The 24,464-nt window shown below is 60.2% G+C and carries 20 protein-coding genes; 4 read left to right on the forward strand and 16 right to left on the reverse strand.

Annotated features, from left to right (window positions below):
• Positions 1-40 precede the first annotated feature (40 nt).
• The 7 genes from E4S58_RS08250 to E4S58_RS08285 all read right to left on the reverse strand — a co-directional run bounded on the left by E4S58_RS08250 (position 41) and on the right by E4S58_RS08285 (position 9,606).
• Complete coding sequence (locus tag E4S58_RS08250; RefSeq protein WP_136635942.1) at positions 41-928, reverse strand: amino acid ABC transporter substrate-binding protein; 888 nt, start codon at positions 926-928, stop codon at positions 41-43.
• Positions 929-992: 64 nt separating this feature from the next.
• Positions 993-2,144: an aminotransferase class V-fold PLP-dependent enzyme gene (locus tag E4S58_RS08255; protein WP_136635943.1), complete on the reverse strand. Its 1,152-nt coding sequence runs from the start codon at positions 2,142-2,144 to the stop codon at positions 993-995.
• Positions 2,145-3,502: 1,358 nt separating this feature from the next.
• Positions 3,503-4,981, reverse strand: a complete 1,479-nt coding sequence (locus E4S58_RS08265; protein ID WP_169052639.1) for a serine hydrolase domain-containing protein — start codon at positions 4,979-4,981, stop codon at positions 3,503-3,505.
• 64 nt (positions 4,982-5,045) lie between these two features.
• A complete protein-coding gene (locus E4S58_RS08270; protein ID WP_136635945.1) occupies positions 5,046-6,113 on the reverse strand; it encodes an ABC transporter substrate-binding protein in 1,068 nt (355 codons plus the stop codon).
• A gap of 52 nt (positions 6,114-6,165) precedes the next feature.
• Positions 6,166-7,227, reverse strand: coding sequence for an ABC transporter ATP-binding protein (locus E4S58_RS08275; protein WP_136635946.1), 1,062 nt, complete (start codon positions 7,225-7,227; stop codon positions 6,166-6,168).
• A complete protein-coding gene (locus tag E4S58_RS08280) occupies positions 7,220-8,959 on the reverse strand; it encodes an ABC transporter permease (RefSeq protein WP_136635947.1) in 1,740 nt (579 codons plus the stop codon). The genes E4S58_RS08275 and E4S58_RS08280 overlap by 8 nt, the downstream gene beginning before the upstream one ends.
• Positions 8,959-9,606, reverse strand: a complete 648-nt coding sequence (locus tag E4S58_RS08285; protein ID WP_136635948.1) for a GntR family transcriptional regulator — start codon at positions 9,604-9,606, stop codon at positions 8,959-8,961. Before E4S58_RS08285 ends, E4S58_RS08280 begins: the two co-directional genes overlap by 1 nt.
• A 132-nt stretch (positions 9,607-9,738) precedes the next feature.
• Here E4S58_RS08285 and E4S58_RS08290 point away from each other — a divergent pair, with 132 nt between their 5' ends.
• The 3 genes from E4S58_RS08290 to E4S58_RS08300 are packed head-to-tail and all read left to right on the forward strand — an operon-like array spanning position 9,739 to position 12,499.
• A complete protein-coding gene (locus E4S58_RS08290; RefSeq protein ID WP_136635949.1) occupies positions 9,739-11,112 on the forward strand; it encodes an acyclic terpene utilization AtuA family protein in 1,374 nt (457 codons plus the stop codon).
• Entirely contained in the window at positions 11,109-11,423 is a 315-nt protein-coding gene (locus E4S58_RS08295; RefSeq protein ID WP_136635950.1) for a DUF4387 domain-containing protein, read from the forward strand. The genes E4S58_RS08290 and E4S58_RS08295 overlap by 4 nt, the downstream gene beginning before the upstream one ends.
• 5 nt (positions 11,424-11,428) lie before the next feature.
• On the forward strand, positions 11,429-12,499 hold the full coding sequence (locus E4S58_RS08300; protein ID WP_136635951.1) for an alpha/beta hydrolase: 1,071 nt from the start codon (positions 11,429-11,431) through the stop codon (positions 12,497-12,499).
• Between the two features lie 302 nt (positions 12,500-12,801).
• Here the strand turns inward: E4S58_RS08300 and E4S58_RS08305 are convergent, their stop codons facing one another.
• Both E4S58_RS08305 and gyrB read right to left on the reverse strand, forming a co-directional pair.
• Positions 12,802-14,628, reverse strand: coding sequence for an ATP-dependent nuclease (locus E4S58_RS08305; protein ID WP_136635952.1), 1,827 nt, complete (start codon positions 14,626-14,628; stop codon positions 12,802-12,804).
• Between the two features lie 231 nt (positions 14,629-14,859).
• Complete coding sequence (gene gyrB, locus E4S58_RS08310; RefSeq protein WP_136635953.1) at positions 14,860-17,277, reverse strand: DNA topoisomerase (ATP-hydrolyzing) subunit B; 2,418 nt, start codon at positions 17,275-17,277, stop codon at positions 14,860-14,862.
• A gap of 164 nt (positions 17,278-17,441) precedes the next feature.
• On the opposite strand from gyrB, the gene E4S58_RS08315 reads away from it, so the two are divergent.
• Positions 17,442-18,056 (forward strand): glutathione S-transferase family protein, encoded by a 615-nt coding sequence (locus E4S58_RS08315; protein ID WP_136635954.1) that lies wholly within the window; start codon positions 17,442-17,444, stop codon positions 18,054-18,056.
• Here E4S58_RS08315 and E4S58_RS08320 read toward each other — a convergent pair.
• The 7 genes from E4S58_RS08320 to E4S58_RS08350 all read right to left on the reverse strand — a co-directional run bounded on the left by E4S58_RS08320 (position 18,053) and on the right by E4S58_RS08350 (position 24,411).
• Positions 18,053-18,673, reverse strand: a complete 621-nt coding sequence (locus E4S58_RS08320; RefSeq protein ID WP_136635955.1) for a LysE family translocator — start codon at positions 18,671-18,673, stop codon at positions 18,053-18,055. The two genes, E4S58_RS08315 and E4S58_RS08320, sit on opposite strands and share 4 nt — an antisense overlap.
• Positions 18,670-19,101 carry a VOC family protein gene (locus tag E4S58_RS08325; protein ID WP_136635956.1) on the reverse strand — a complete coding sequence of 144 codons (432 nt, stop codon included), beginning with the start codon at positions 19,099-19,101 and terminating at the stop codon, positions 18,670-18,672. Before E4S58_RS08325 ends, E4S58_RS08320 begins: the two co-directional genes overlap by 4 nt.
• Positions 19,098-20,222, reverse strand: coding sequence for a DNA replication/repair protein RecF (gene recF / locus E4S58_RS08330; RefSeq protein WP_420821276.1), 1,125 nt, complete (start codon positions 20,220-20,222; stop codon positions 19,098-19,100). Before recF ends, E4S58_RS08325 begins: the two co-directional genes overlap by 4 nt.
• A 51-nt stretch (positions 20,223-20,273) precedes the next feature.
• A complete protein-coding gene (gene dnaN, locus E4S58_RS08335) occupies positions 20,274-21,392 on the reverse strand; it encodes a DNA polymerase III subunit beta (RefSeq protein WP_136635957.1) in 1,119 nt (372 codons plus the stop codon).
• 186 nt (positions 21,393-21,578) lie between these two features.
• The gene (dnaA, locus tag E4S58_RS08340) at positions 21,579-22,991 is read right to left on the reverse strand and encodes a chromosomal replication initiator protein DnaA (RefSeq protein WP_136635958.1); all 1,413 of its coding nucleotides are present in this window, start codon (positions 22,989-22,991) and stop codon (positions 21,579-21,581) included.
• A 480-nt stretch (positions 22,992-23,471) separates the two neighbouring features.
• Positions 23,472-23,735 (reverse strand): 30S ribosomal protein S20, encoded by a 264-nt coding sequence (rpsT, locus tag E4S58_RS08345; protein ID WP_136635959.1) that lies wholly within the window; start codon positions 23,733-23,735, stop codon positions 23,472-23,474.
• 70 nt (positions 23,736-23,805) lie between these two features.
• Positions 23,806-24,411 (reverse strand): helix-turn-helix domain-containing protein, encoded by a 606-nt coding sequence (locus E4S58_RS08350; protein WP_136635960.1) that lies wholly within the window; start codon positions 24,409-24,411, stop codon positions 23,806-23,808.
• Positions 24,412-24,464 lie beyond the last annotated feature (53 nt).

A 24,464-nucleotide genomic window follows, 5' to 3' on the forward strand; every position in this document is an offset into this window, starting at 1 on the left:
TAGGTCCGGCCCCGCGACGCAGGGCCGGATTAGGCTTGGGTTACTCGACGGAGTCGCTCGGATTTGCGACGCGCTCTTTCAGGGCTTCGCTCATCGGGAAGTCGAGGTTCTGGTTCTTCGGCGGAATCGGCTGCATGAACCATTTCTCGTAGGCCTGGGTAAACTCACCCGACGCCATCATGTCGGACAGCACACCGTCCACCAGCGCCTTGAACTCGGCGTCATCCTTCGCGAACATCAGGCCATAGTAGATCTTGTCGTAGCTGTCGGGAAGGAAGGCCAGCGTGCTGGGGTCCGACGCCGCGGCGCGAAGTCCGGCGAGCAGGATATCGTCTTCGAGGAACGCCTTGGCACGGCCAGACGTCAGCATCAGGAACGATTCCGCATGGTCCTTCGCCTGCACGAGGTTGAGGTCGAGGCCGTCGGTCGACATCTGCTGGGCAAAACCAACGGCATTGGAGCCCTGGGTCGCAACGACGGTCTGCCCTTTCAGGTCGGCCGCTTCCTTCAGGCCACTGGCGCTCATGGTCAGCCAGGCCGGCTGGCTCACGAAGGTCGCGACGCTGAACGAGACCTGTTCCTGACGGGTCTTGTTGTTCGCAGTGCCGCCGCACTCGATGTCGACCGTGCCGTTCTGGATCAGGGGGATCCGGTTGGAGGAGTTGACGGGAACATAGTTCACGTCGATTTCCTCGCCCAGATCGGCCTCGATCTTGGCAACGATCTTCTCGCACAGGTCCAGCGAGAAGCCGACGGGCTCCTGGTTGGCCCCAAGGTAGGAGAAGGGGATCGAGGCCTCACGATGACCGATCGTGATGGACCCGTTGTCCTTGATGCGATCAAGCGTGACGCTATCCGCGCTGGCCGCCGAGGCGGCAACCATCAGGACAGCAGCGATTGCAGAGGTTGCTTTGGTGTTGGACTTCATGGTTCTCTCCCTGTTCGGAGTTGATGACACGGGCTCGCCTTCTCTGCGGCAAGCCCGCAAGAGCTCACGCAGCGATGCTGGCGAGTTTTTCGTCGGCGACCTTCAGGAACCGATCGATGTCAGCGGCATCGCTGAACATTCCCAGTGAAATGCGAATTCCGTCCCGTTCGGGCGAAACGCGAACATTCATTCTCTCGAGGAACGGCACCCACTCGTCCGCTGGCAGGGCCGCCACGTAGATGTGGGGCGCGCGGGCCTTGCGGTCGCGGGGCCCCACGAGCTTGACCCCAAGCTTGTCGAGGCCCGCGATCAGGCGGTCCCCAAGGTCGTAGCAATGCGCCTCGATCTCGTGAACGCCGACCTCGTTGATCAGGTCGAGCGCCGCTCCGAGCGCCATGGCGCCCGGAAGGTTGAAGTTGCCGATCTCGAAACGGCGAGCCGTTGCGGCAAGCGCCATGTTGTCGTGGCGGGCGATGAAATCGGCCGGCGGGTTTTCCACCGTGATGGCGGCCATGTAGGCCGGTTTTGCGTCGGCGAATTCCCGGTTCCAGTAAAGGAAACCCAGACCCTGCGGGACGAGCAGCCCCTTGTGCGTTCCGGACCCGACGAAAGTCGCACCGATGGCCTTCACATCGACGGGAGTGACCCCGATGCCCTGCATCACGTCCACGACAAAGTGGATCCCGCGTTCGCGGCACAGGCGTCCGACACTCGCGACGTCGAACAGGTGTCCGGCATGGAAGGTGACCAGGGACATCGAGATCGCCTTGGTGTTGTCCTGCACATACTGTGCGACATACGCACCATCGACACGCTCCGGCATCGGAACGAAGCGAGTGGATACACCGTTCTGTGCGAGATTCATGAATGCATAAGCGTTGTTGGGATGATCTCCCTCCAACATTAGAACCTCGTCGCCCTCCTTCAGCCCGAGGGCGTTCGCCGCGATATTCATCGCCTCGGAGGTGTTCTTGGTGAACGCGATCTCTTCAGGCGATGCATTGATGAACGACGCCAGTTTGCGGCGCGTCTCTTCCATCTCGTCGATCCAGCCGGATTTCGGACCGGCATCTTCGAAGGACGACGCGATGAACTGTTCAAGCTTCTCCTTTACCGGCACGCACATCGGAGCCTGAAAGCCGCTGTCAAGGTAGGTGATCTTCTTGGACGACGGGAACACATCTCTCAGCCCGGCTACGTCGTAGGATTTTGCCATTTTCTCACTCTCTCGCTGATCGGTCGCGCCTGATCGGCATGATCGATTTTCGAAAATAAATATCTCGATAAACGATACTTGGAGTGAGCCCCGCCCGTGCGTCCAGAGTATTTTTCACAGAACGTTAGTATTTATTCCGTTTTTTAAGAATTATTTCCTTGTTCAGTTTGAAACGCCTGCGCGGGAAGCAAGGTAGCCAACTACAAATACAGCTCGGTGCGTCCGGAAGGTTGCTGGAGCGTGTGCCTCACCAACACCTGCAAGACGCTGTCGGCTTGACGTAGGTGTCACGCGATGCCTTTTCCCACAGCGCGATCGGATAAAACGTCCCGAATGCATTGCATTATCCCGATGGCGTCACCAGCCCGCCATCGGGGGACAGCCGGGAAAATCCGGCTTCCGAAACTCCACGGTTGGGGAGCAGTGCAATCGGAGAACAGGCTAACCTCAAACCGCGAACTTTTCAGGGGAGCAGGTTAAGCCCGATTGCCGAACGACGACGGCAGAGTTCGTTCGGAAGATTATTCGAACGCCGCGACCGCTTACCGGTCCAACCCCGGACCCCACGCACGAGCTTCACAGACTGTATATAAGTAATGCCGGACATGCCGAGCTCTGAGATCCGTGCTGCTATGCCCGGCATTAGAAGGTGAGCATCGCCAGTTTCCGGGCTGAGACCATGCTACACGACTCTCTCGGGTGGATGACTTCAAAAGCACCGCCACTGGGTCCAACCCTGACGGTAAATGTGGATCAGGCGATTTTTGGTCCGCTTACAAAGCAACACCGGCAATGAAACCTCTCGAATATTCCTTCGAGAGGTTTTCAGGAAGTAAATCTTTCACTAATTGTATCTCAAAAAGGCGTGGTGGCATCTTCGACGCGAGCTCAAATTAGAGAGATTGAAATGACAAAATTCCTACTTATCGTTTCTTCCGTATCAGTCCTTGCTATGGGTCCCAGCATCGCTGGAGCCCAAAGCTACAGTTGCTCGACTGATAGCTTTGGAACAACGCGATGCAGCGACGGCAGAACTTATTCAACAGATTCTTTCGGAACAACGCGCGATAACCACGGGAATTCTTGGTATACTGACTCCTTCGGAACCACGCGTGGGAGTGATGGAAGCGTATACTCTACTGACTCCTTTGGAACAACCCGCGACAACTATGGAAATAGTTGGTCTACAGATTCCTTCGGAACAACGAGAGGAAGCAACGGAACGTCTTGCTCCACTGATTCCTTTGGCACAATGCGATGCTACTGAATCAGACCGCAAAATCTCTACGTGAATTAAGCCGCGCTGAATTCAGCGCGGCTTCAACATTTACTGTCAGGGGCTGGCCACTGGGTCTGTCTCAGGTCATCTCACGCACGAGCATCAATTTTGGTTTCTCGGTGAACGCACCATTTACATTTACGCGCCTGATAAGCGTCACCTTTCCAGATGATAGCTCGAAATCGAAGTTATCTCTAAAAGCCGTTTCAACATACTGACATGCGACTCGAAAGACGTTCGGAGCGACCCATCCAGAGGTGGCGACGACATGCAGCAATTCAGGTTCGTAGCCGTGATGTAGACCAAATCCGGGCATTGAAGTTGTGCCTTTGTTGTAGCGTCCAGCAACTCCTGCTTCGATGACGTGGAACTCGCCGTGAACCATTAGTGTCAAAATACAATGGTCCTGATCAATTTCGAGGGACACAGAAGAGACGCCATCGACATTGGCATCGACGGCGAATGTTCCCACGAGGGAAGCGGCATCGACTGGTTCGTCCACTTGGTTTGGCAGTAGACTTACTGTCAGCCCACTCTGTCTCGCCCGGAGGTGGTCGTCGACGGCCGCCCCTCCCGGCACGCCGAAGAGACTGTCGAGATGCTGCCAGATGATTGGAGGAAGGCCGACATCCGGTCGGCTGATCGAACCAGGAACAGCCGCGGTCGTGGCAATTACGGCGTCAAGCTCGGGGAAAACGAAGATATACTGGCCGAACGCCCCGAAGGCGAAATAGCCAGGCTTTCCGGGCAGAACCCACCAGTGCAAACCGTAAGGGTTTGATCCGGTCGGGGCAGACGCTTGGGCGGCCCACCCCGCCGGAAGCAGCCTTCGCCCGTCCCACATGCCGTCGTTCAGATAAAGAAGTCCGAGCTTGAGGATGTCGGATGTCGTGGCGCTCGCACCGTTGCCACCGGGATTTATCCCCTCCGGTCCCGCATCCCAGAGCAGTGAGGTCATCCCCGCGGGCTTGAACAAGCGATCGCGCAGATAGTTGGCCATCGGCATGCCCGTCACACGCGAGATGATGGCAGAGAGCATGAAGCTCGTGGCGCTGGAATACTGGAACCTTTCTCCCGGTTCGTGGGGAACCGGGATCTTGAGAAATTCATCCACCCAACTGGTCGGAATGCTGCGCCAGACTGAGCCTGACACACCCCTGTCGTGTCCGGAGGTCTGACTCAAAAGATGCCTCACACGCATCCGGGAGAGGTTGCCGGACCCGAATTTTTCAATTCTCTCTGGGAAGTAGGTGGAGACGAGCGCGTCCAGATCAACCAGCCCTTCGCCGACGGCAATTCCAACCGCCGTGGATGTGAAGGCCTTGGTCACCGAGTGAAGCATGTGGGTCCGCTCAGGCTCGTAGGGTTGCCACCATCCTTCGACCGCAACCTTTCCATGGCGCGCAATCATCAGGCTGTGCATTTCGATGCCTGCCGCATCCAAAGCATCGAGCAAAGCCTCAACGGCGGGTGAGGAAACACCGACAGCTGTCGGTGTGCATCTTTCCAGTCCGTCGTTCGACGCCCCTGCCTGTATGTCATTCATCGCTTCGACCATCGTCTGCACCCTGCCTGTAGTTTTGGCTGCGGCCCCGAAGACAGGTCCGCAGCCGAATATCATGTCACTTGAAAGCCTTGGACCAGCGAGTCACCACGTCGGGCCAGCTGTTCACGACGTCGCGGTCATAGCTGTAGTAGATCAGGTTCTCTTCGCCGATCTTGTCGGCCGCTGTCTTCAGCACGGGGAACGGCAAATCGCCTTGTTCGACGTCCTCGCGGTAAGGTGTCAATCCACGCTTGGCGAGCGCGATCTGACCCTCTTTCGAAAGCATTAGATCAAGGACGATCTTGGCAGTATTCGGGCTTGTCGCCGCCTTGGTCACAGCTGCACCTTGAAGCGAAACCGGTGTGCCGTCCGTGATGTAGCTCCACCCGACCAGCTGCTGCACCTCTGGCTTGGACAGCGAAATTAGGCTCACGCTGTTGAAGAAGAAGGCCAGATCGTATTCGCCAGTCATAACCTTCTCGCGTTGGACGCCGGCGCCACTTTCAGGCCGCGTCGCCGAGCCGATGATATCGAGGACGTCCCACGTGTTGTCGTCCTTCTGAAGCCAGGTGGCGAACATCGCTGTGCCAAAGGAGTTGGACGACGCGTCATAGGTCGACACCTTGCCATTCATCTTGGCGGGGTCCGCCTGGATCATCTCGGCAATGCCGTGCAGCGAGTCCGGCGGCGTCGGTAGTGTGATCTTGTTGTAGACCATGATCGCCGGGCTCGCGGACACCGTATAGAGGCCGGGCTCGGGATTGCTCCACTCCGGCAAGGCGTCGCTCTCGACAGAAACGTAGGGCTCGATCTCGCCCCGGTCGATGAACTCGGCATAGCGGTTCGGCGCGGTTGTAGAGATCAGGTCAGCCGTCCGAGTTTTGGAGCCGGACTCGGCGTAGTAGCGTTCCCAAAGCTCGTCACCCATGTCAGTGGTTTCCATCTTCACCCATGGGTAGGTCTCCGCGAGGAGCGCGATGAAGTCATCCCAGATGAAGGTGGGCAGGTTGGAATATACCAGCAGCCCATCCTCCTGTTTGGAGGCCTCGATCATCGCCTGATACTCGGCGCTCTGCTTGTCCTGCCCGAAAGCGGACGTGGCAATGGTAACGGCGAGGAGCCCGCCGATCAGTATCTTCTTCATTTTCCTATTCCCTATTGGTGATTGATTGTGGTTGTGGTCCGTGGCGGACCGTTCATCCGAAGGCGCGGACGGCGTCTTCGGGGAACTCGACGTAGCGCCCCTCGTCAGGAGTATTGGCCGGGGCTTCGACCCGGAGCGAGAGTTGCCCGATCTTCACCACGAGCAGCGAAGTTGACCCGAGATAGGATCGAGCGACGATTTCGCAGGGTAGGGCACCTGACGCAGCCGTATCTGTAAGGCGCACGGACTCCGGGCGAATACTGACAGTGACCTGTGCGCCGGGCGCAGATTGTGCGGGCAGCGGGCCAAGGAATTGGTTTCCATCAGGGAGCCGGTAGCGGCCGCCACCGGACTCCGGCGCAACAAATTCCGCTTCAAAGATGTTGCTCGCGCCCACGAAGTCCGCGACGAAAGGATTGGCCGGGTTCATGTAAACGTCGCGCGGGGTGCCGATTTGTGAGATGCGGCCATTCTCCATGACAATTACGCGGTCACTCAGCGACAGGGCCTCCGACTGGTCGTGCGTGACGAAGATGGTGGTGATGCCGGACTTGCGCTGGATATCAGCCAACCAGAGCCTCGCCTTCTCACGGAGCTTGGCATCGAGGTTGGAAAGCGGTTCATCCAGAAGTAGGATCTTGGGGCGGTAGACCATCGTCCGCGCCAGAGCTACTCGTTGCTGCTGCCCGCCCGAGAGCTCTCCTGGAAAACGGTCGGCATACTCGGCCATGTCCACCAGTTCGAGGGTTTCCCGGATCCGGTCACGCGCGGCCTTGCCACGAATACCGTTGAGCTCAAGCGCGAAATCGAGGTTCTTGAAAACGGACATGTGCGGCCAAAGAGCATAGGACTGGAACATCAGCCCGAGCCGTCGGTATTGCGCATCAACGAAAGTGCCGGAGAGGCTGTCGTAGACCGTCGTGTCGCCGATCCGGATCGCGCCCGAAGTTGGCCGGTCCAGCCCGGCGAGCGCATTCAGAGTGGTGGATTTCCCGCAGCCCGAAGGTCCGAGCAGGGTCAGGAATTCGCCCGACCGGACATGAAAGCTGACGCCGTCCAGAGCCATGGTTTTCCCGAATGTCCGGGTCAAGTTTTCAACAATGACATCAGCCATAGAGTTTCACTCCGAAAAGGCGCGTGGCCACGGCCACGAGAATGGTGGTAAGGAGGACCTGCACGACGGCAAGCGCAGCGACGGGACCGATGAACCCCTGTTGCCAAAGGCTGAGCATGGAGGTCCCGATCACTTCGGATCCGGGCGCCATGAGGAAGACGGCCGTCGAATAGTCCTTCACGATCAGGATCATGAGCAGCACGAAACAGGACAATAGCGCGTGCTTCTGCAAAGGCAGCAAGACGCGCGTCACCGTGACAGTCCAGCCTGCCCCGACAGATTTCGCAGCCTTGTCAAAATCCGTCGTGACCTGGAGCAGCGCGGGCGAGACGATACCGTAACCCGCGCTAAGAAAACGGATCAGATAGGCTATCAGCAGCAACCAGATAGAGTTTCGAAGGATCGACAGCCCAGGCACGAAGACCGAGGCGTAAAACACCCCGAGGCCCACAATCAGACCGGGGATAACCCGCGGCATCTGGGCAAGCCCGTCCAACCACCGCCGCAACACGAAATCCGACCGCTGCGCCACGAACGAAATCGCGGCAATAAGGATCGTGCCGAGCGCCGCCCCGAGGATCGCAAGAACTATCGTGTTCAGGATCGCGCGTCTGTAGGCATCCACGACAAAGAGATCGATATAGTTCTGCGTGGTGAAAGCGTCCATGATCGGCACGAGTGGCGTGATGATGAACGTGCCCGAGCGCAAGAAGACCGCGCCGACAATTGCGACGATCGCAAAGAAGACATAGGCGGTCATCGCGAGAAAGGCCGCCCACTTCCAGGGACCGAGCGGCAATTTCCTGAGTGCGCCAGCTTTCGGTCCGACGCCAACGAAACGGAAGGACTTTCGCAGCAGAAGCCTTTGGATCAGGAAAAGCACTCCGACGAAGGCGACCAACATGACGGCCATCGCTGCCGATAGGCCGTAGTCAGGCGTTCCCCCTGCCTGAAGCGACCGCTTGTAGATCAGCGTGGTGAGCAGGTCGATGTTGACTGGGCCGCCGATAATAAGAGGGATCGCCAGCGTCTCGACCGCATGGGCAATGTTCATGATGAAAGCGAAGATCAGGGCAGGGCGCATCAGCGGAAGGCTGATCCGTTTCAAGATCTGAAGCGTTCCAGCCCCAGTGATCCGCGCGGCGGCGTCATGGTTCGGATCCTGCTGGCGGGCGGACACGATGCAGTAGAGCGTGGTGATCGGCGCATTGGCAATCGCAGTGATCACCGCCATTCCGGTAATAGTATAAAGGTTCCAGGGGTCGTCGATTCCGGTCCACCGCTCGACGAGCAGCGTGACGATGCCGGTGGGCCCATAGGCGATTATCGCTCCGAAGCCGATCACCTGGGGCGAAAGATAAAGCGGCCAAAGCACAAGACTTCCAAGAATGCCTTTTCCGGGCATGTCGGTGCGGGCCAGCAGGACTGCGGCACCGACGCCGAAAAACATGGACAATGCGACCGTAATAGCAGTGAAAACGGCCGTCGTTCCGACGGTCGCGCGTATTTCCGGATCGGTGAATATCCGCACGAAGTTGTTCAGCGTGAACTGCGCCTCGGGGTAATAGAGAGGCTTGTCCATGAAGACCTGAAGAAGTGTCGGCGCAAGCGCCGTGGCTATGAGAAGCACAGCAATGATCGTGATTACGATCTGCGCCGTCAGCCCGTTGCTTCCGAGACGACGCCGGGACTTCGCCGATATGGACGGGTCGAGTGCGTCAGTCGCGCTCATTACGAATCCCCCTTAATGAGACCGCGGCGCGCTTTGGAGATATGGCGGCGCATCAGAAGCTGAGCGAGCTCGGCGTCACGGGCCCCGAGAGCGTCGATGATCTGGCGGTGTTCCCGCGTGGCCTCTTCCAATCGCTCCGGCGTCCGGCTGTGCAGCTGGTAATTCACGCGAAGGAACTTCCAGATCTCTTGACCCAGCAACTTACGCAGCTCACCGTTGCCGCTGATGCGCGCAATCTCGTCATGGAAATCGCCGATAGCCGCCAATGCCTTGGACCCCTCAGCTTCTACTCCGGCGATCCGTTCCTCGCTGGCGTTCACCCAGGCAGTAAGCGAGGCGACCTCCTCGGGCGTGATGACCTGCGCGGCGCGATAACAGGCGAGCCCCTCAAGCACTTCGCGGATTTCGAACATCTGATCGACGGCCGTGCTGGAAATGCTTGCGACCCGCATCCCGGAATACGGCACACGCTCGATCAGTTTGCGCTCTTCAAGTTTCAGGAGCGCCTCGCGTAGCGGCGCCCGACTGACGCCCAGCTCTTTCGCCAAGGATGCCTCAGTCAACTTGGTGCCAGGCAACATTTCCCCGCCCACGATCTTTGCGCCAATCGCCTCGACCAACCTCACAGGGTTCGCTTCTCCGCTCATACACTCTCCGCCTTATTGTCGACCATTTTTAGATTTGTGTCGCGATAATGAGGGTTATGTCAACATATTTTTGACTTGTTGGCCATGATTGTATACCATAACGTGAGCCTGACACGAAACGAGGTTTGCGACATGAGCGATATCAAGGTTGGGGTAGTTGTGCCTGCGGGCGCATTGGGCAGTGGGGTTCGGGCTGAGCAGGTTGAAGCAGGCCTGAATATGGGTGCAGTTGTCGTCGCTGTTGACGCTGGTTCGACGGATAGCGGCCCCTCCTGCCTTGCCACCGGCATCTCCAAGGTGGGTCGCGATGCGGTAAAGCGCGATTTGAAGGCAATGATGCAAGTAGCGTTGCCACGGCGAGTTCCGATCTTGATCGGCACCTGCGCAACCTCAGGCACCGATATGGGCGTCGATTGGACCCGCGAGATTGTCGACGAAGTGGCCGGTGAATTGGGGTTCGCGCCCCAGATCGCACTTATTTACAGCGAACAGGATAAAACAAGACTTTCCGCCAAGGCGCGCGACGGGCGCATCACAAGCCTGCCCCCGGCGGCCGACTACTCGGACGATGTAGCCACGGAGTGCCGCCACATTGTCGCGCTCATGGGGCCCGAACCGTTCATCGAGGCTTTGAAGCACGGCGCTGATATCGTTCTCGCCGGACGCACCACTGACGCGGCCATTCTTGCGGCTGTGCCGCTAATGAATGGCGCAGGCGTTGCCAGCGCATGGCATGCTGGCAAAATTGCTGAATGTGGTGGCCTTTGCACCGAAGATCCCCGCGGCGGTGGTGTGTTGATCGAGGTGGGCCGTGACCATTTCGATGTTAGGCCGCTGTCGCCGGAGACCCGCTGCACACCTGAATCCGTCTCGGCCCACATGCTTTACGAGAATAGCGACCCGTTCCGGCTTTACGAACCCGGTGGAGTTCTCGATGCAACCGATGCGCGATACGAGCAGCTGGACTCTCGCACCGTTCGTGTATCCGGGTCACGCTGGGAAAAAGGGGCCTACACAATGAAGCTGGAGGGAGCGTCCTCGGGCCCATTCCAGACGATCATGATGATCGGCATTCAGGACCCCGATGTTCTCTCGGACCTTCCGGCATTCCTCGAGCGCATGAGCGGACATCTCGATACCGTCGTGCAACGAACTTTCCCGGGCCTTGAAGGCTGGTCACTTTCCTTCAGACCCTACGGCTACAATGCGGTCTCAGGCACGCCAGTTAAGCCCGACTACATCCCGCAGGAGATCGGGTTAATGATGATCGTTACTGCGCCGACCCAAGACTTGGCGACCCGGATCGCCAAATCGTTGAACTCCACTTTCTTTCATTTTCCACGCAAGCCCGGCATCCCTTTGCCCAGCTATGCCTATCCATTTTCACCTGCCGAGATCGAACGCGGCCAGGTGCACGAATTCCGTCTAAACCACGTCGTGTCGGTCGATGACCCGCTCGAGCTCGTCCGCCTGTCCCTTCAACCAGTAAAGGTCGCTGCGCAATGACTCGACTGAAAGATGTTGCCCGCTATGTCCGCTCCAAGAATGCCGGTCCCTTCTGGGTCACGATTGACGTTTTCTTTCCCGATGACCACACCTTCGAGGCATGCCGCAGTCTGCCAGCCCTGTCCGCAAGGAGCATCGGAGCAATCTACGGGCGCGAGGCCGACGAGGTGAAACGCTTTGAGGTCCCGAGCCTTCGGACGATCAAGCTCTCCTTTCCGCGCCGTTCACCCCAGGGTGCGGTCGAAGAGCGCGACATGCACAGCGGACAGTCCTATGTCCGACTGCTCGATCTGGAACTGGGAAACCTTTGACGCAGATGGATGACCAAGGATGTCACGGCTCGGCCTCGAGCGAGGCATTCTTTGTCGGCGGCAGCTACGTCGACAGCCCGGTTGGAGCGATCATGCACGGTCAGATGTTCGTCGAGGTGCTGCATCCGGACCGTCGTCGGCACCCCTGGCCAATTGTCCTGATACATGGCAGCGGCTTGACGGGCACCTGCTGGATGACAACGCCGGATGGACGTCCGGGCTGGGCGAACCGACTTCTTGATGATGGTTGGTGCGTCGCCGTTGTCGATCAGCCCACCCGCGGGCGCTCTGCCCTTCATCCTTCCCTCCACGGACCGCTGCGCGTCATGAGCCCCGAGAAGGTCGAGTTTCTTTTCACTGCATCGTCGAAGCACCTGGGTTGGCCCGGCGCTGAAAACCACACCCAATGGCCCGGCGCAGGGCATCGCGGAGATCCGCAGTTCGATGCCTTCTACGCCAGCATGGTTCCCTATATCCCTGACGCCGAGAGCGAGTGGTTGATGCGAGCCGCCGGGGCCGCTCTGCTCGACAGGATCGGGCCGGCTGTCCTACTCACTCATTCTCAAGCTGGCGCGTTCGGCTGGCTCATTGCCGATGCCCGACCGGACCTGACGCAAGGGATCGTCGCTGTCGAGCCAGTGGGTCCTCCGCGAGACGCAGTCGATCTCCGAGGAGGCACTGCGGTAAGCCACGCACCAGCCCGGCCATTCGGGGTTACGATAGCGCCGCTGGAATACTCACCGCCGGTTTCGGAAAAAAGCCCGTTGGAATTTGAAGGTTTTGCGACCGATTGGGCTATCTTGGGCTGGCGCCAGGCGACACCTGCTCGCCAACTGCCGAATCTCAAAAAGATTCCGACCTTAGTGATTTCAGCAGAGGCGTCATATCACAGGATGTATGATCACCTGACAGTCGGATTTCTGCGGCAAGCGGGTGTCGAAGTGGACCACATCCTTCTTGAAGATAGAGATATTTATGGCAACGGTCATATGATGATGCTGGAGAAAAATTCCGACCAGATCGTCGACGTGATTTCAGGTTGGTTGGAGAGGCAATGTTCTTCCATCAAACGTTGAGTATCTGAGACCCCTCAGACATTGCTTTTGACAAGCAGCCCTGTCTGCTAATATTCGTAGATGACCGTTGCCGACACAATTTAGAAATCGATCTGTTTAATTGGTCGAGCGCTTTGGATTTGCGGCGAAATAGCCATTATGTGAACCGACTTGCAAACCAGTGCCGCCGTGCCGTTGGAGTTGTATGATGACAAACCCCAAAGCTAATGGGGAGTGAGGCCGTTCGCTACGATTTCCACGAGCGCCCGTCATATTCGTAAAGCGAACTGAAGAGCGCGACCTCCAATGGGAGCAGTTTGATTTCAGAGACCCTGCAATAATTTCTTCAGGTGTTCTGCCACTTCTGCATCTCCTGGAAGAGCTTTCCCCAGCCCATGTCCACCTTTTAATCCTTTATCTGTGGCTGACTTGCGCACGGCTGAAAGGAGCTCTTTGCCTACATATGTGAACTCTCTGCCGCGCTCAGAAAGCTTAACTCGCGCTTCTGCCGGTCCCACATACTCAGCCTCGCCTTTTTGGTAGGCTGATATCTGTTTGACCACCTCTGTCCGTTTAGAGTTGAAGCGCTTTGCAGCATCCTTTGCGTCGAGCAGATCGCATGCGTCATTGATCAACTCGCGGGCTTCCTCCGCAGACACAGCATACTCAAATGAAACTATGGCATCATTGATCCAGTATGACTCAATGTCTGAGCCATTTGTGAACCAGACCGCGATATCTTGATCGCTGTAAGGCTGCGCGAGAAGAGCTTGATCCTCTTGCAGCATGAAATCGCAATCTCTGTGGAGCACGATCTTCATTTTATTACCAAACAACTGACGGAGGCCTGCGATGCTCGCTGCCGGAGGAAGGCTTGAGCTACCGCGGGCAGGCCAGATTGCGGTCTTCCGAAACAAGGTTGGCCACTGGCTGAGCAGCTTGTTCAACATGCCAACCTTATCATCCTCGGTTACCAACAGGATGCTCTTGTCCAGCAAGCCCCAACCCATGTCGCGCCGGATTTCATCAGTATTGTCGCTGGCAACCTTTCCTTGTTTCATCCAGATGAGCGTCGCATCCACCGTAAGAGCTCGAACGACACTGGGGCTGTGCGTAGTAAGCAGAACTTGGCAGTCATACTTGATGGCTGCCTCCATGAGAGCGAGAGTAAGTCGTTCTTGCACATCGGGATGAAGATGCGAATCCGGCTCATCGACCAAGAGAATCCGAGGTCGGAAATAAACCAAGTATGCAAATATCTGGATGACTTGTAGAAATCCGATACCGGCCAGTTTCAACGGCTTAAAGCGTTTGGGATCAGCAGCTTTCATCGCTTCCGTTTGAAACGCAGCATTTATTTTGTAGTCTTTTTCATCGTCGAAAGTGACTTGGAGGTTTAGAGGTCCCAAAACCCGGGATACAAGCGCCTCGACTTCTGCAAGGCTATCCCTTCCATGTGTCGACGCGGTTCCCTTGAGCAACTCCAATACATTCCTGAGAACCGTATTTGCGTCGCCTGCCGCTGCTTGGCGGTGGACAATCCTCTTGGACCGTTTTTCCTCCGACAATGGTATGCCCGCAAGTCCCGGAATGTAGGCCGAAATTTCCCGCTGCTGAGATCGTATTAGCGTCGTGATCAGATTGTTGGAGGGAACATGGACGCTGATACCTTCGTTTCGTGCGGACTTGATCCACATCGAACTTCCGATCGTCGGTGCCCCATCAATGCTTGCTTCGATTTCCAAATCCATTCTGGGAGCTGCGGCAAAGTTGCCACACTCGGTTGAATGAGAAGCATTTTTGTATTCTGGCGACGGCATGTATGTCGCTTCGAGTTCCGAAAGCGTTGAAGCCTCTGCATTTTTTGTCGCAGTTGCCGGGGATCGTGGCTCCACGCTGAGATTTCGACCACTCTGTAGCATCCAGTGAAGAGCTTGCAAGATAGAGCTCTTTCCGCTGCCATTGGTTCCCACAATGACCGTGAAATCCGACAACGGAATGGTGGTTTCCTCGATCGCCTTGAAGTTCTTGATCGTGGCTTTTGTCAGCTTCATGGCTCCGGAGCCCGAGCCAGATTTTTCGCCCGCGTTGCCAGATACATTGGCAACTTCATAAATCTGGTCGATTTCGGATGTAGCGTCGCCGCTCATAGAAACATCTCGCTCGTGATATACTTCGACTTGTCAGTCGCTTTGCGCTGAATGGAAAATAGTTTTCAAAAGGCAATCTTCCCCTACTACAACATCTCTTTAGCCATCAGTCTTTCGCTGATGAATGCCGATGCCAACCAAGAACCTGCGTCTGCATACGGGCGCAACATTATGCGCAAATCGCGCAATCTTATGCTCACCGCGCACGATTATGCGCGATCCTACAAGGCCTCAGATATCCAGGTTTTCCACGTTCAGCGCGTTGGCCTGGATGAATTCCCGGCGTGGCTCAACGACGTCGCCCATCAGCTTGGTGAAGATGTCGTCGGCCTCGGCCATGTCGTCGACCTTGACCTGCAAGAAGGTGCGCGCCTCGGGGTCCAGCGTGGTTTCCCACAGCTGTTCGGGGTTCATCTCGCCCAGACCCTTGTAGCGTTGCAGCTGCAGCCCGCGTTCGCCCTCCTGCAGGATGGCGTCCAGAAGGTCGAGGGGGCCGTGGATCGGCTGTGTGCGGTCGCGGCGGACCAGGGTGGCGCGGGTGCCGTAGATCTCTTTCAGGTGGTCGGTCATCTGGCCCAGACGCCGCGCCTCGCCCGAGCGCAGGGCCGCGCCGTCCAGCGTGCGGACCTCTTCGACGCCGCGCAGGACGCGGGACAGGCGGATGCCCTTGTCCTGGGTCTGGCGGCCCGACCAGCCGCGTTCGTATTCGACCGCGATCTCGTCCAGCCGCTGCGCGACGTTGTCGGCCACGCCCTGCAGGTCGGCGTCGACCTCGCCGGCGACAAAGGCACCGGCGATGGCGGCCTGTTCCAGGATGTGGCGCGGGTAATGCGTCGGGAAACTGTCAAGGTAGCGGCGGATCGTCCGTGCCTCGGTCACGATGCGCACCAGATCGGGGCCGGCGATTTCGTCGCCGCCGCCCAGGCGCAGCACCGCGCCTTCGGTGCCCTGGTCGATCAGGTAATCCTCAAGCGCGGCCTGGTCCTTCAGGTAAACCTCTGATTTTCCGCGCGAAACCTTATACAGCGGCGGCTGCGCGATATACAGGTATCCGCCTTCGATCAGCTCGGGCATCTGGCGATAGAAGAAGGTCAGCAACAGGGTCCGGATGTGCGCGCCGTCGACGTCCGCATCGGTCATCAGGACGATCTTGTGATAGCGCAGCTTGCTGATGTTGAATTCGTCCCGGCCGATGCCGGTGCCAAGGGCCATGACAAGGTTCCCGATCTCCTGGCTCGACAGCATGCGATCGAACCGCGCGCGTTCGACGTTCAGGATCTTGCCCTTCAGCGGCAGGATCGCCTGCGTGCCCCGGTCCCGGCCCGTCTGGGCCGAGCCCCCGGCCGAGTCACCCTCGACGATGAAAAGTTCGGTCTTGGACGGGTCCTTTTCGGAACAGTCCTTCAGCTTGCCGGCCAGGTAGTTCACGTCCAGCGCCGTCTTGCGGCGGGTCAGTTCGCGCGCCTTGCGGGCGGCTTCGCGGGCCATGGCGGCCTCGATGATCTTGCCGACGATCATCTTGGCTTCATTGGGGTTTTCCTCGAACCACTCGGACAGCTTTTCGCCCACCAGGTTCTCGACCGCCGGCCGCACCTCGGAGCTCACCAGCTTGTCCTTCGTCTGGGACGAGAACTTGGGATCGGGCACCTTGACCGACAGCACGCAGGTCAGGCCTTCGCGGGCATCGTCGCCGGTAAAGGTCACCTTCTCGCGCTTGGCGATGCCGGATTCCTGCGCATAGCGGGTCAGCGTGCGGGTCAGCGCGCCCCGGAAGCCCGCCAGGTGCGTGCCGCCATCGCGCTGCGGGATGTTGTTGGTGAAGGGCAGGACGTTCTCGTGATAGCTGTCGTTCCACCACATCGCGACCTCGACGCCGATGCCGTCCTTTTCGCCCTCGACGAAGATGGGATCGTCCATCATCCCCTGCTTGGACCGGTCGAGGTACTTGACGAATTCCTTCACGCCGCCTTCGTAGAACAGCTCGGTGTGGATCGGTTCGGCGGGGCGTTCGTCTTCCAGCACGATGCGCACGCCGGAATTCAGGAAGGCCAGTTCGCGCAGGCGCTTTTCCAGCGTCGTGTAGTCGTAGTCGAGGTTCGAAAACGTCTGGGTCGAGGACAGGAACCGCACCTCGGTGCCCTTCTCGCCATTGGCCTCGCCGACGACTTCCAGCGGCTTCACGGTTTCCGAATTCTCGAACCGGACATAGTGTTCCTTGCCGTCGCGCCAGATCCGCAGTTCCAGCCAGTCGCTGAGCGCGTTCACCACGGAAATGCCCACGCCGTGCAGACCACCCGACACCTTGTAGGAGTTCTGGTCGAACTTCCCGCCCGCGTGCAGCTGGGTCATGATGACCTCGGCCGCGGATACGCCTTCCTCGGCGTGCATCGACACCGGGATGCCCCGGCCGTTGTCGCGCACCGATACCGAATTGTCGGCGTGAATCTTCACCTTCACAAAGTCCGCGTGACCGGCCAGCGCCTCGTCGATGCCGTTGTCCACGGCCTCGTAGATCATGTGGTGCAGACCCGACCCGTCGTCGGTGTCGCCGATGTACATGCCCGGCCGCTTGCGGACGGCATCCAAGCCTTTGAGAACCTTGATGGAATCCGCGTCGTAGGATTGCTCGGTATTCTGGGCTTCAGCCATGCGGAAAACGCTCCTCGTAAGATGCCCAGTTTATACCGTCGGCTGGGGGTCTTGTCACGCCAAAGACACAATATTTGGTGGTTTCCCGCTGCCCTTGCGGCAATGGACAAGGCCCCCGGTTTCGCTAGGCTGCGCCGCATCAGGATCGCGCATCGGAGAACCCCATGATCACCCTTTACTGGACCCCGCGCAGCCGCGCCGAACGTATGTTCTGGCTGCTTGAGGAAGTGGGCCAGCCCTACCAGCTGGAGCGCTTTGATTTCGCCGATCCCAAGGCGCAACCCAGCCCCGGGTTCGCCGCCGCCAGCCCCCTGCGCAAGCTGCCCGCCCTGTCGGATGGCGACGTGCACCTGGCCGATACGGCGGCCATCGCGCTCTACCTCGCCGACCGCTACGCCATGGGGCGGCTGGCCCCGGCGCTGGATGCCGCCGCGCGGGGTCCGTACCTGTACTGGATGTTCTTCACCCCCTCGGCGCTGGAACCTGCGATTGCCGAAAAGGTCGGCGGGCTGGAACAGCGGCCGACCTCCTATCCCTGGGGCACGTTCGACCGGATGACCGACGCGTTTGAATCGCACCTGAACAGCCACGACTGGTTCGCGGGCGATGATTTCACCATGGCGGATGCGATGATGGCGGGCTCGATCGGCTATCTCGCGGCCTTCGGGCTTTATACGCCGCTGGCCCGCGTGCAGGCCTTCCTGGATCGCTGCGAACAGCGCCCGGCCTATGCAGCAGGCCACAAGCGGCTTGAGGACGCCAAGGCCGCGCTAGGCTAAAGCACGGCGATCAGCAGGCCGACCCAGATCATCAGCCCCCCGGCGACCAGATTGGTGCGCCGCATCGCCCGCCCCGAAGCCAGCACCCGCCGCACCCGGTCCACCATCAGCGCGAACAGCAGGTTGCCGATGAACGGCACGGCCATGGAAATCCCCATGATCGCCGCGACGTCCCAGGCCGTCACCTGGCTCAGGTCGAAGAACCCGGGCAGCACGCCCATGTAGAACAGGATCGCCTTGGGGTTGCCCAGGATCACCACCAGCCCCGCGACGAACCCCGCCCACATGCCGGGCCGGGTCAGGCGGCTGTCGGCGGCGATGGTCTTGTCGGCGTTGCGGATCAGCAGGATCCCCATGGTCAGGAACATCGCCGCGCCGACATAGCGCAGGATGGTCATGAACCCCTCGATCTGGCCGACGATCCAGCTCACCCCCAGCACCGCCAGCAACGGCCAGAGCGCATCGCCGATCACCACGCCAAGCGCCAGCGGCCAGGCGGCGTTGAACCCGCCCGACAGGGCGCGCGCGGTCAGGGCCAGCCAGACCGGTCCGGGGGTCAGGAACAGGACGAACAGCGCGCCGGCGTAAAAGGCCAGCTGAGTCAAAGTGAGGGTCATTCAGGATCCGGTATCGTCAGGGTGCCGTCCTCGTGGACGGTCCAGAAGGGGTTGTGGGCCAGTTCCCAGACATGGCCGTCCGGGTCGGCGTAATAGCCGGAATAGCCACCCCAGAAGACCTCTTCGGGGGCTTTCAGGTTCGTGGCCCCGGCGGCCAGCGCGGCGGCAAAGGCCGCATCCACCGCCGCCCGGTCGGGAAAGTTCTGCGCCAGGGTCACCGCGCCAAAGCCAAGCGTGGCACCCTCGCGCCCCTGGTCCTTCGCCAGATCCGCCAGCCCGAACAGCCCAAGCGCCATGCCATGCATCCGGTAGAACGCCACTTCGGGCGGCGAGGGCACGGGATCCCAGCCAAGCGCGGCGTAGAACGCCTTCGCCCGGCCCAGGTCCGCCACACCCAAAGTGATCAGGTTCACACGCTGCGGGGTCATGCCGCCTCCTCCACCCGGCTTTCACCGGCCTCTTCGGTCACGCGCAGGTGCTGCGCCCGCGCGCCCAGCTCCGTGAACAGTTCCGCTCCGGTACCGGTCATCCAGGCCTGCGCGCCCAAGGCGCAGACCTCGTCATAAAGGGCAGCGCGCCGATCGGCGTCAAGATGCGCCGCCACCTCGTCCAAGAGCAGGATCGGCGGCGCCCCGAAATCCTCGGCCAGAGCCCGCGCATTCGCCAGGATCAGCGAGATCAGCAAGGCCTTCTGTTCCCCGGTCGAGGCATCCCTGGCCGCGATCCCCTTGGCCGCCCAATGCGCCTCCAGGTCGATGCGATGCGGCCCGATCAGCGTGCGCCCCGCACTCAGATCGCGCCGCCGCCCTTCGGCCAGCGCCCGGCGCAGCCCCTCGGCGCCGTCGGGCAGATCCCCCTCGGCATGGCGCATCGCCAGTTCCGGCGCGGGAAAGGCCGTCGCGGCATCCTCTGTCGCCGCCCTCAGCAGCTCCAGCGCCGCCGCCCGGTTCGCCATGATCTTTGCCCCGGCCTCGGCCATCTGGCCTTCCAGCGCAACGTACCAATGCTCGTCCCGCACCATGTCCTTGAGCAGCCGGTTGCGTTCGCGCATGGCCTTCTCATAGGCCAGCGATACCTCGGCATGTGATGGATCAAAGCTCAGCGTCATCCGGTCCAGGAACCGCCGCCGCCCCTCGGCCCCCTCGATCCACAGCCGGTCCATCGAGGGCACCAGCCACAGCACCCGCGCCACGCGCCCCAGCCCGGCCTGCGCCACCGCCTTGCCGTCGATACGCACGCTACGCGCCGTGCCCGGCTCTGCCATGGTTTCCAGCTCATGCACCTGGTGCAGCGACCGCAGCACGGCCGTCAGCTTCCAGCCCAGGGCCTCGGGCCGCCGGATCAGATCCTCGGCCGCCGCGCGCCGCATGCCGCGTCCGGGCGACATCATAGACACGGCCTCCAGAAGCGAGGTCTTGCCCGCCCCGTTCGGCCCGTGAATCGCCACCGGCCGCCCGTCGGTCTCGACCACGCCGCGCCGGTAGGACCGGAAATGCGACAGGGTCAGCCGGGTCAGACACAACCGTCCCAAGCCAACCCCCATCTTCATCTTGCCAAAAATACTCTCGCGCGACGCGCTGGCCGCGCCAGCGGCCACCCCTTACACGCGCATCGGCATGACGACGTAGACCGCGCTCGTGTCGTTGCCTTCGCGCATCAGGGTCGGGTCACCGGCCGAATTGAACAGGAACACCGCGTTCTCGCGGTCCACCTGGGACGCGATTTCCAGCAGGTATTTCGCGTTGAACCCGATCTCGAGCCGCTCATCGCCATAGGCCACGGCCAGCTCTTCCTCGGCTGCGCCCGAATCCGGGGCGTTCACCGACAGGACCAGCCGGTCCTCGTCCAGCGCCAGCTTCACCGCGCGCGACCGTTCCGAAGACACGGTGGCCACACGGTCGACCGCCTTGGCGAAATCGGCGGCGTCCACTTCCATCTTCTTGGTGTTGCCCTGCGGGATGACCCGCGAATAATCCGGGAAGGTGCCGTCGATGACCTTCGAGGTCAGGGTGATGTCGGGGGTGGCAAAGCGCACCTTGGTTTCGCTGACCGAGACGGCGATCTTCATCTCGTCGTCTTCCAGTAGCTTGCGCAGCTCTCCGACCGTCTTGCGCGGCACGATCACGCCCGGCATGTCCTCGGCGCCCTCGGGCAGCTCGGCGTCGATCCGGGCCAGGCGGTGGCCGTCGGTGGCCACGCAGCGCAGCACCCGGCCGCCTTCGCCTTCGGCGATGTGCATGTAGACGCCGTTCAGGTAATACCGCGTTTCCTCGGTGGAAATCGCGAATTTCGACTTGTCGAACAGGCGGCGCAGCACCGGCGCGGGGGCCGAGAAGTTCGAGTGGTATTCCGACGACGCCATGACCGGGAAATCTTCCTTCGGCAGGGTCGCGAGGTTGAAGTTCGACCGGCCCGCGGTGACCGTCAGGCGGCCTGCCGCGCCGTCCTCGGACAGGGTCACCATGGACCCGTCGGGCAGCTTGCGGACGATTTCGTGCAGGGTCACGGCGCTGACCGTGGTCGCCCCGGCGCGTTCGACCATCGCCGGCGCCTTGTCGACGACCTCGATATCCAGGTCGGTGGCGCGGAACTGCACGTCGTTGCCCTCGGCCTCGATCAGCACGTTCGCCAGGATCGGGATCGTATTGCGCCGCTCGACCACCGACTGGGCCTGGGACACCGCCTTGAGAAGCGCGGCACGTTCGATGCTGATTTTCATGACCCCAGACTCCTGTCCCAGATTTGACCCGTGCGATGCCGGGACCGGAAAGCTACCGGTTTCATGGCGTCACACAAGTGGTTTCTTGGCTTTTTCCGATGGTTTCCGGGCAGGGTCAAGGCAACCCGCAAAACGAAGGGGACCGTTTCCACGATCCCCTGCGTCACGTACCGGTTTTTTGGCGGATCAGGCCTCGAGCGCGCGGCGCAGCATCTCGACGTCTTCGGCGATCTGGCTGTCCTGCACCTTCAGCTCTTCCACGCGCTTCACGCCGTGGATCACCGTGGTGTGGTCGCGCCCGCCAAAACGGCGGCCGATTTCCGGCAGCGACCGCGAGGTCAGCGTCTTGGCCAGGTACATCGCGATCTGGCGCGGCCGGGCAAAGGTGCGCACCCGCTTGGGCCCGATCAGGTCGGACATGCGGATGTTGAAGTGTTCGGCGACCTTGCGCTGGATTTCCTCGACCGTGATCTTCTTGTCCGAGGCGCGCAGGATGTCGGCCAGGCATTCCTGGGTCAGGTCCAGCGTGATCTCGCGACCGACCAGAGACGAAAAGGCGAACAGACGGGTCAGCGCGCCTTCGAGGACGCGGACGTTGGTGGAAATACGGTGCGCCAGGAATTCAAGAACGCCGGGCGCGATCTTGAGATCCGGGTACTGGTCGCGGTGCGCATCCAGCTTGCACTGCAGGATGCCAAGGCGCAGTTCGTAATCGGTCGGGTGCAGGTCAACGATCAGGCCGCACTGCATGCGGGACCGGATGCGCTCTTCCATGTCGGTCATTTCACCCGGGGCGCGGTCGCCGGACAGGATGATCTGCTTGTTCTGATCGACCAGCGCGTTGAAGGTGTGGAAGAATTCTTCCTGCGTGCTGTCCTTGCCGGCGATGAACTGGATATCGTCGACCATCAGAACGTCGACGGTGCGGAACAGCGATTTGAAATCCATCGTGCGGCGTTCGCGGATCGCCTGGACGAAACGGTACATGAACTGTTCGGCGGACAGGTAGACCACCGTCAGCTCGGGCCGGTTCACCTGCAGTTCGTTGGCAATCGCGTGCATCAGGTGCGTCTTGCCCAGGCCGACGCCGCCGTACAGGAACAGCGGGTTGAAGGTCACCGGGCCGCCTTCGGCCACACGCCGGGCAGCGGCATGGGCCAGTTCGTTCGGCTTGCCGACGACAAAGCGGTCGAAGGTGAAACGCGGATCCAGCGGCGCGGGCTGAAGCATCGCGTCCAGGCCGGTGCGCGCGGGCGTGGCGGCAACAGCCGGGGCCGGGGCGCTGGCAGGCGCCTCGGCTGTCGGTTCAACCTCCATCGCCGCGGGGCGCGCGGGCTGGGATGCGTTGGTGTTGGCGGCCTTGTTCACGATGAACTCAAGGCGGCGGACCTGGTCGTAGACGGCAGAGACTTCGCCCAGGATGAGATCGCCGAAATTCCGGGCGACGTAGGTGCCGGCATAAGAGTTCGGGGCGCCGATCACGGCCACGCCTTCATCCATCCGGTCAAAGACGAGGGGCTCGATCCAATTGCGATAATTGCTCTGCCCGACGTTCTTCAGCAGCTTTTCCTTGACCGTGCCCCATTGCTCTTTTGTCATTTTGGTTCTGTTGCCCCCAGATTTTCTTCGAACTTGCTCAATCGGCCTCATGGCCCGAAACACGCGCTGTAACGGCAAAGCACAGCCAGTACGGTCCCCGCAGCAGGAACACGCTCTGGTCATACATACTTTGTCAGGACTCGCAGCGGGTTGGGTGGAACATTGTCCCCGACCACTCAACCTAAAGCTGCGAAACCCGCCTGCACCCTGGTTCGGTTCGGATCGTCCCTAATCCGGCGTAGCGCCATTCTATGCTGGCTGTGCCGGGTGTTCCGCTCGACCGGGGTCCTTGGTGCCCCAAACAGGCGACGTGAATCGCAAGACAAGCTTTAGCAACTGCCGGGAGAGAGTCGCAACGACAAGAAGTTCTTGACTCGCAGAAGGTCGAAATCGAATCTGAATACGGTGGCAGAAGCGCCACAAGCAAAAGGGCGCCGCTTTCGCGACGCCCTTTAAACTTCAAGCAGTTGTCCGTTCGGATCAGGCGATTGCCTTCACGCGGGCGGACAGACGCGACATTTTCCGTGCTGCGGTGTTCTTGTGCATGATGCCTTTGGTGACACCGCGCATCAGTTCAGGCTGTGCAGCCTGAAGTGCAGTGGAAGCTGCCGACTTGTCACCCGACGCAATCGCCTCTTCCACCTTGCGAAGGAAGGTGCGGATGCGCGAGCGGCGCGCCTTGTTGACCGTCTGACGGGCAACCATCTGACGTGCGCGCTTCTTGGATTGAGGCGAATTGGCCATAATTATTCCGTCCCGTGGTTAGGGTTCGTACGTTCTGAAGCCGCGCTATTAGGCCCGACTCGCCGCGAAGTCAACCGGGTTGCACCGGGTTATCGCCGGAATGCGTACAAACAACGAGGATCCGTGCCCCCGCATCTTCAGCCGCAGCATAAAGGTGGCCGCGACCGCTGTCGAAGTACAGGGAATCCCCGGTGCCGAGAATCACGTCGTCCTTGCCTTCCAGCTGCACCACGACCGATCCGGACAGCACCATCAGGAACTCTTCTCCGGGGTGGCGCACCATCCGGTCGAACTGCATCTTCTCAAGCGGCTTGAGCGTGCCGAGGATCGGCGTCATGCCCTTGGCCCGCACATCGGTGAACAAAAGCTCGTAGCTGTAGTTCTCGGTCTCGAGGTGGCTGACCTCTCCGACGCGGGCCACCTCGACCCGGCCGGGCTCGAAGGTCTCTCCACGGTCGGAAAACAGTTCCGACACATCGACGCCCAGGCCCTTCGCCAGGCCCGAGAACCGATCGTAGGTGGGCGCCATAAGGCCCCGCTCGATCTTGGAAATCGTCGAAATCGCAAGGCCGCTCCGGTCGGACAGAACCTGCAATGTAAGCCCGCGCTTCTCGCGCAGGGTTTTCACCCGGTACCCCATTTCCGTGCGACTGCGTTCGGCGGCTGGCTTTGACATGGCTACCCCCTTACCCCGGTCACTGGAACCGGCAGGCAGGTGACAGGTCAAAT

The sequence above is a fragment of the Pseudooceanicola onchidii genome, from assembly GCF_004959925.1.
Taxonomy (GTDB): domain Bacteria; phylum Pseudomonadota; class Alphaproteobacteria; order Rhodobacterales; family Rhodobacteraceae; genus Pseudooceanicola; species Pseudooceanicola onchidii.

What these genes read in the sequence shown, in the direction of transcription:
- gyrB (WP_136635953.1), bottom strand. Translation starts at nt 17,277, where the DNA reads ATGGCTGAAGCCCAGAATACCGAGCAATCCTACGACGCGGATTCCATC.
- dnaA (WP_136635958.1), bottom strand. Translation starts at nt 22,991, where the DNA reads ATGACAAAAGAGCAATGGGGCACGGTCAAGGAAAAGCTGCTGAAGAAC.
- dnaN (WP_136635957.1), bottom strand. Translation starts at nt 21,392, where the DNA reads ATGAAAATCAGCATCGAACGTGCCGCGCTTCTCAAGGCGGTGTCCCAG.
- E4S58_RS08285 (WP_136635948.1), bottom strand. Translation starts at nt 9,606, where the DNA reads ATGAGCGGAGAAGCGAACCCTGTGAGGTTGGTCGAGGCGATTGGCGCA.
- E4S58_RS08350 (WP_136635960.1), bottom strand. Translation starts at nt 24,411, where the DNA reads ATGTCAAAGCCAGCCGCCGAACGCAGTCGCACGGAAATGGGGTACCGG.
- E4S58_RS08290 (WP_136635949.1), top strand. Translation starts at nt 9,739, where the DNA reads ATGAGCGATATCAAGGTTGGGGTAGTTGTGCCTGCGGGCGCATTGGGC.
- E4S58_RS08305 (WP_136635952.1), bottom strand. Translation starts at nt 14,628, where the DNA reads ATGAGCGGCGACGCTACATCCGAAATCGACCAGATTTATGAAGTTGCC.
- E4S58_RS08255 (WP_136635943.1), bottom strand. Translation starts at nt 2,144, where the DNA reads ATGGCAAAATCCTACGACGTAGCCGGGCTGAGAGATGTGTTCCCGTCG.
- E4S58_RS08250 (WP_136635942.1), bottom strand. Translation starts at nt 928, where the DNA reads ATGAAGTCCAACACCAAAGCAACCTCTGCAATCGCTGCTGTCCTGATG.
- recF (WP_420821276.1), bottom strand. Translation starts at nt 20,222, where the DNA reads ATGAAGATGGGGGTTGGCTTGGGACGGTTGTGTCTGACCCGGCTGACC.
- E4S58_RS08315 (WP_136635954.1), top strand. Translation starts at nt 17,442, where the DNA reads ATGATCACCCTTTACTGGACCCCGCGCAGCCGCGCCGAACGTATGTTC.
- E4S58_RS08295 (WP_136635950.1), top strand. Translation starts at nt 11,109, where the DNA reads ATGACTCGACTGAAAGATGTTGCCCGCTATGTCCGCTCCAAGAATGCC.
- E4S58_RS08300 (WP_136635951.1), top strand. Translation starts at nt 11,429, where the DNA reads ATGGATGACCAAGGATGTCACGGCTCGGCCTCGAGCGAGGCATTCTTT.
- E4S58_RS08320 (WP_136635955.1), bottom strand. Translation starts at nt 18,673, where the DNA reads ATGACCCTCACTTTGACTCAGCTGGCCTTTTACGCCGGCGCGCTGTTC.
- E4S58_RS08270 (WP_136635945.1), bottom strand. Translation starts at nt 6,113, where the DNA reads ATGAAGAAGATACTGATCGGCGGGCTCCTCGCCGTTACCATTGCCACG.
- E4S58_RS08265 (WP_169052639.1), bottom strand. Translation starts at nt 4,981, where the DNA reads ATGGTCGAAGCGATGAATGACATACAGGCAGGGGCGTCGAACGACGGA.
- E4S58_RS08280 (WP_136635947.1), bottom strand. Translation starts at nt 8,959, where the DNA reads ATGAGCGCGACTGACGCACTCGACCCGTCCATATCGGCGAAGTCCCGG.
- E4S58_RS08325 (WP_136635956.1), bottom strand. Translation starts at nt 19,101, where the DNA reads ATGACCCCGCAGCGTGTGAACCTGATCACTTTGGGTGTGGCGGACCTG.
- E4S58_RS08275 (WP_136635946.1), bottom strand. Translation starts at nt 7,227, where the DNA reads ATGGCTGATGTCATTGTTGAAAACTTGACCCGGACATTCGGGAAAACC.
- rpsT (WP_136635959.1), bottom strand. Translation starts at nt 23,735, where the DNA reads ATGGCCAATTCGCCTCAATCCAAGAAGCGCGCACGTCAGATGGTTGCC.